At 34.3% G+C, this 5,088-nt stretch carries 7 protein-coding genes, 1 rRNA gene and 1 pseudogene; 4 read left to right on the top strand and 5 right to left on the bottom strand.

The genetic code is table 11. The annotated features are described in order from the left end of the window. A 16S ribosomal RNA gene (locus K9V48_RS26930) occupies positions 1-118 on the bottom strand; the annotation flags it as partial. A gap of 706 nt (positions 119-824) precedes the next feature. Then, positions 825-1,112: pseudogene (locus K9V48_RS26925) on the bottom strand (VOC family protein); the annotation flags it as partial. A gap of 152 nt (positions 1,113-1,264) precedes the next feature. Between K9V48_RS26925 and K9V48_RS26920 the strand changes: the two are divergent. Together K9V48_RS26920 and K9V48_RS26915 are read left to right on the top strand one after the other, a co-directional pair. Beyond that, positions 1,265-1,909, top strand: a complete 645-nt coding sequence (locus K9V48_RS26920) for an FMN-dependent NADH-azoreductase (protein WP_224142153.1) — start codon at positions 1,265-1,267, stop codon at positions 1,907-1,909. Positions 1,910-2,117: 208 nt separating this feature from the next. Continuing rightward, on the top strand, positions 2,118-2,477 hold the full coding sequence (locus tag K9V48_RS26915; protein ID WP_224142152.1) for a winged helix-turn-helix transcriptional regulator: 360 nt from the start codon (positions 2,118-2,120) through the stop codon (positions 2,475-2,477). A gap of 79 nt (positions 2,478-2,556) precedes the next feature. Here the strand turns inward: K9V48_RS26915 and K9V48_RS26910 are convergent, their stop codons facing one another. The 3 genes from K9V48_RS26910 to K9V48_RS26900 form a co-directional block, all read right to left on the bottom strand. Next, the gene (locus K9V48_RS26910; RefSeq protein WP_224142151.1) at positions 2,557-3,141 is read right to left on the bottom strand and encodes an NAD(P)H-dependent oxidoreductase; all 585 of its coding nucleotides are present in this window, start codon (positions 3,139-3,141) and stop codon (positions 2,557-2,559) included. 455 nt (positions 3,142-3,596) lie between these two features. Then, on the bottom strand, positions 3,597-3,758 hold the full coding sequence (locus K9V48_RS26905) for a DUF4021 domain-containing protein (protein ID WP_224142150.1): 162 nt from the start codon (positions 3,756-3,758) through the stop codon (positions 3,597-3,599). Positions 3,759-3,989: 231 nt separating this feature from the next. Further along, complete coding sequence (locus tag K9V48_RS26900; RefSeq protein ID WP_224142149.1) at positions 3,990-4,313, bottom strand: pyridoxamine 5'-phosphate oxidase family protein; 324 nt, start codon at positions 4,311-4,313, stop codon at positions 3,990-3,992. Positions 4,314-4,447: 134 nt separating this feature from the next. Between K9V48_RS26900 and K9V48_RS26895 the strand changes: the two genes are divergently transcribed. Then, positions 4,448-4,621: an asparagine synthase gene (locus K9V48_RS26895; RefSeq protein ID WP_111616225.1), complete on the top strand. Its 174-nt coding sequence runs from the start codon at positions 4,448-4,450 to the stop codon at positions 4,619-4,621. Between the two features lie 80 nt (positions 4,622-4,701). After that, on the top strand, positions 4,702-4,866 hold the full coding sequence (locus K9V48_RS26890; RefSeq protein WP_224142148.1) for a hypothetical protein: 165 nt from the start codon (positions 4,702-4,704) through the stop codon (positions 4,864-4,866). Positions 4,867-5,088 lie beyond the last annotated feature (222 nt).

Raw genomic sequence — 5,088 nt, 5'->3', positions numbered from 1 at the left:
TGTTACTCACCCGTCCGCCGCTAATATCAGGGAGCAAGCTCCCATCAATTCGCTCGACTTGCATGTATTAGGCACGCCGCCAGCGTTCGTCCTGAGCCAGGATCAAACTCTCCAATAAAGTGTTTGATTTAGCTCATATAAATGTCATCTTATAAAAAGACTTAGAATTAACGTTGACGTTTCTGCTTTGTTTAGTTTTCAAAGAACTATTTTTCAAGACAGGATATCAATATATCATTTTGTCTTTATGGTGTCAATTACTTTTTTCAAAATACTTAAATTTGAAAAAGTGACGGTAAATAACTATACCACGTATGGCTATTGCCATCAACCTCTACGAGATTTCCATTAGTTTCTCTCGGTGAGGAATTACTATATTACTATCATTATCCAAAGAAGTCAACAACTATAGAACAAAGAATTTATGTTATTTATCATTCATTATAGTAGTTTGTTAGATAAATAGAGCTTATCTAGCCACTCAATTGGCCCTAACCGTAGAAAGTTATCATCGCAAAACTTGTGATCAAACTAAATACAGACTTTATGCGTGTTTCATTCTTCCCTTACTTCAAATTTAAACCTGGTTGAAGGTCTTCAGGAAGGATTTTCACATATGTTCAATGCTAAATCATTTTAACGAATAAGCTTATAATTGCTACAATCAATGCAATAAACGAAATTGAAGTGGAGTACTTTGTGTAGCTTTATAATAAAGTTTGATCAAATAAATGCTAATACAGTTAATTTAAAAGAAATAGAAAGAGCATGTTTTGAAAAAAGATTGATCATTTTTGGTGTATCACGTCCAACTCAAGCACTCGTTACTTGAACAAATTTTGATTATAAAACTCCATATGCATTTTTTCCTGTTTATAATAATTCAGTCTGTCTTGTATGGTTCCCATATGAAATTCAAACTTATGACCATCAGGATCAGCAAAGTAAATAGATTTTTTATCTCTTTCGTCTCTAGAGCGACCTGATAGGATGCTTACATCCAATTCCTTTAGCTTCTCGTACATCCTATCAAATTCTGCTTCTTCGATTGAAAAAGCTACATGTGTGTATGATTGACTTATTTCATTGCGAGAAATATCTTTTTCTTCATTATAACAATAGAAACCTAGTATTGGCCCAATAGTATACTTTTTGATACTATACCACTTTTAAGTGCGTACTTAAAAAGTTTTTTATCTCAATTTATAATGTTGATACACAGTGATGAAAAAAAAAAACGCACACTAGAGGAGAGTTTTTTAATATGAATATATTAGTAGTAAAAGCAAATAATCGCCCTGCAACAGAGGCAATTTCTAGTAGAATGTACGAAACGTTTATGGCTGAATTAGAAGGCAAAGACGTAAATGTAACAACTTACGATGTCTATGAAGAGGACACACCTTATTTCGGCCAAGAACTCTTTAATGCTTTTGGTAAAGTACAAAACGGTGGAGAATTAACAGACGTTGAATCACGCCTTTTAGCTGCAAAACAAAAAGCAATGGACGCAATCACAGCTGCAGACGTAGTTGTCTTCGCATTTCCATTATGGAACTTAACAATCCCAGCTAAATTACAAACATTCATTGATTATGTATATGCTGCAGGATTCGCTTTTAAATATGACGCTGAGGGTAACATGATCAGCTTAATGCCAGAGAAAAAAGCTATCTTCTTAAATGCTCGTGGCGGTGTTTACTCAGCACCAGAAGCAGCTCCAATGGAAATGGCTGTTAACTACATGCGTAACGTATTCGGTTTCATATTCGGTATGCAAATCATTGATGAAGTGATTATTGAAGGTCACAACGCTATGCCTGACAAAGCACAAGAAATCATTGCTGCAGGTATGGAAGAAGTAAAAGCTTCTGCGCAACGTTTGGTGGAATTAGCTGTTAAAGCTTAATGTAGGTAATATTTTAGTTATATGAAAAAATAAGGAAGCTTCAAAAGTTGATTATCTGACTTTTGTAGGCTTCCTTTTTATGTGCAGCTATCTTTTTTGACTGTCATCATTTTATTGTTATAGATTAGAAACGAGAATAAGGTTAATAATTTAAGTACACACTTAAAAATGGTATAGTATACAAAAAGATACTATTGGAGGTACATTGATGGATTTTGAACCAGAATTATGTCGTGTAGAAGATGCTTTGAATATTTTGGTAGGGAAATGGAAGCCAATCATTTTGTTACACTTATTAAAAAATGGGACAATGAGATTCAGTGAATTAAAACGAAGTATTCCTGGCATTACACAAAAAATGCTAACAAATCAGCTACGTGAATTAGAAGAAGAGGATATTGTAAATCGGATTGTTTATCCTCAGGTTCCTCCAAAAGTAGAGTATTCGATTACTGAGTACGGGAAGGAATTAGAACCAATTTTACACACCATGCACGAATGGGGAACAAAGCATACAATCCACAAGAGGGAAAAATTGATTGAACAATCAGTTAACATACAATCTTAAGCCTTGCCTTTACAACAAACGTCCAGAATTAGCTTCTGGGCGTTTATTACGAGCAGTCCTTTTTAACATTTGTAGATGTTTATGAAAAATGAGAATTAATTGTATCTTCCACTTTCTTCAACATACCTTTATACGCTTCTTCATCAAGGTATCCGATACTTCCGAATAGTATATGATCCACAGGCTCAATTCCAGTAAAATTAAATATTCCTGTGTCAGAAGTGACTTTCAGACCTGCTGTCATCCCGATCTCATCGTAAATCTCATTAGGGGTGCCATGTGTATTGATGATCAAACCTTTTTTTCCTTCTAATAACTTAATTACTCCTTCTGGTCCAGCAGAATAAGCAAATCCAAATGCAAATACGCGATCTACGTATCCTTTTAGAATTGCTGGAAGACCGGTCCACCAAATAGGGTAAATAAATGTGATAACGTCTGCTTCAGCAATAAATTCTTGTTCCGTTTTAATATCATTAGGTGTATTTCCTGCTTTCATAGCGGCTGTATCTTCCGGTTTCAGGACAGGTTGAAAATCAAGTGCATATAAATCACGTACAACAACCTCGTGACCATTTTTCTTTAATGTATTCACTGTTGTTTCCAAAATCGCGTGATTTAAACTTTCAGGGTATGGATGTGCATAAACAATCAGATGTTTCATTTCAAATAACCTCCGAGTATATTATTTGGCTAACAAGCTTCATCAAATACTAGTATTAGACATTTCTTAAATAATCATGAACATAGAAGGAAGACATAAATATTAAACAATGAGAGCTCTGTACGAGGGATTATGAAATAAGTCATTCTTAAAACAATTACAATTAATAAATTACAACTGGATGAAAAAGTAAGTAAGTTTATAAAATGGGGACGAAACGCTCGAAAACTAATCCGAGAAAATTACAATAACACCCTCTTTATAGTAAATAAAATGTATAGACGTAATCAAAGCAATTCATCTATATGATTATTTATCAATTGTTTAAAAAGGGTTGAAAAAAACAACCCTCCTTTTGTTTTGTTGCCATGCATAAATCCTAATTATTTTTGGAAGATTCCTTAGTAATCTTCTTTTGCTGTCATTACCGCCATAAGTGACAGAGGGGAATATTCTTAATTACCTTCACTATTAGGATCTTCAAAATTACTTTCTATCATTCCATACATTCCGTTCATAACTTGTTCATCTATATCTACACCTAAGGTATTTTTGCTTTGATTTGGTTTATTTTTCTTTTCGTTTGTTTCTTCTTTTCTAGAGTATGGGATATTCATTATTTTACCTCCAATTTTAATATTAAAGTCGAAGCATTTTCATACCAACCTTTAGCATCCATGAAGCTTCGCTTAAGTTATGGATTTTGTAAGCTAGTTATACGATTTGAGTTATTTGATTTGCAAATTAAGCTCCTGTGGTGGTTTACCTTGATTGTTTAAAATACGAACTGTTCTGGTTTTATTTGCAGAAACACATAGTTTGGGTCATTAGGACCTATCAAACCATTTTTAAAATGATTCATCCCAGAATTGTTTTTTCAATTCTTGCGAGCTATTAATTGTAGGTGTCCCAGCAATTTCAACATAGGAATTGCTTTGTCCTTTATCTTCATAACCTACTAGCACAGAAACGAATGGACTTTTTTCGATCTCATCTATTTTCTCAGTATCTAATTTTGTTGGTGTAAAAAGGGTTAATTCTTCATTATAGAAAGTCATATACCGTGAATGAGGCTTATTGTTTTCAACGGATGAAAGGACACCTGTTCTTTGATCAGAGATTATATTCACGACGTGTTGTTTTTTAAATCCTGCTGGCTCATTGATTTTCACTCCTCTATCATTTCTATCTTCGTGCATCTTATTGTTGAAATTAAACAGCAATAATATTCATTTTATAAAAAGGGAATATTAAAAAATGGGTGTATCACAACATCTACTAACTACGATGTGGAGGAAAAATGATTATGAATATTCGTGAAGGATTTATTCCAACCGCATTAGGTTCAGTCGTAACCGCTACTGGTTATGCATTAAAACAAAAAAGAGGCTCCAATAAAATGGTTGCAAACACTGTTTTTGGTTTTGGGCTGGCTCATGTAGCATTAGGTGTCATTGACCTTGTGCAACATCGTCGTTAGAAAAGAAAATAGTCGGCTTGTCTCACAATTTTAGGTAAGCCGCACCACCCTAATTTAAGAAAGTATAGAAGGTGATAATATTGGCTAATCATGAAAAACAGGAAAGAAAATCCACAATGAATAAGAATGATTCAGGATCAGAATATCACAAAATGCATGCCGGCAATGTGGAAGGCTATGGAGAACCTTACCCAACTGCTACTGATTTGGGTAATAAGGATGAAAAAAATCCAATTAGTGATTAAGGAGAGCAGACTATTTTATTAAGTTTGCTCTTGTAGACTGACAATTAGGTTATTTAATTTTATAAAGTGAGACTTCCATCAGTGGGGGTTTTCTTCATCCCCCACTGATGGTTAGCGAGACTTATCACGCTCAGGAACGCCACATCCTGTGGCTTCGCCTGACTTGGACGTCCTGTCCTTCGTCGGATCTTTACGGGCAGTTATCTCCCACTTATCTTCTTT

It is taken from the genome of Metabacillus rhizolycopersici, from assembly GCF_020075705.1.
The sequence above is the reverse complement of the archived record's forward strand: the minus strand, read 5'-3'. Positions and strand labels throughout refer to the sequence as shown.

What these genes read in the sequence shown, in the direction of transcription:
- K9V48_RS26915 (WP_224142152.1), top strand. Translation starts at nt 2,118, where the DNA reads ATGGATTTTGAACCAGAATTATGTCGTGTAGAAGATGCTTTGAATATT.
- K9V48_RS26920 (WP_224142153.1), top strand. Translation starts at nt 1,265, where the DNA reads ATGAATATATTAGTAGTAAAAGCAAATAATCGCCCTGCAACAGAGGCA.
- K9V48_RS26895 (WP_111616225.1), top strand. Translation starts at nt 4,448, where the DNA reads ATGAATATTCGTGAAGGATTTATTCCAACCGCATTAGGTTCAGTCGTA.
- K9V48_RS26910 (WP_224142151.1), bottom strand. Translation starts at nt 3,141, where the DNA reads ATGAAACATCTGATTGTTTATGCACATCCATACCCTGAAAGTTTAAAT.
- K9V48_RS26905 (WP_224142150.1), bottom strand. Translation starts at nt 3,758, where the DNA reads ATGAATATCCCATACTCTAGAAAAGAAGAAACAAACGAAAAGAAAAAT.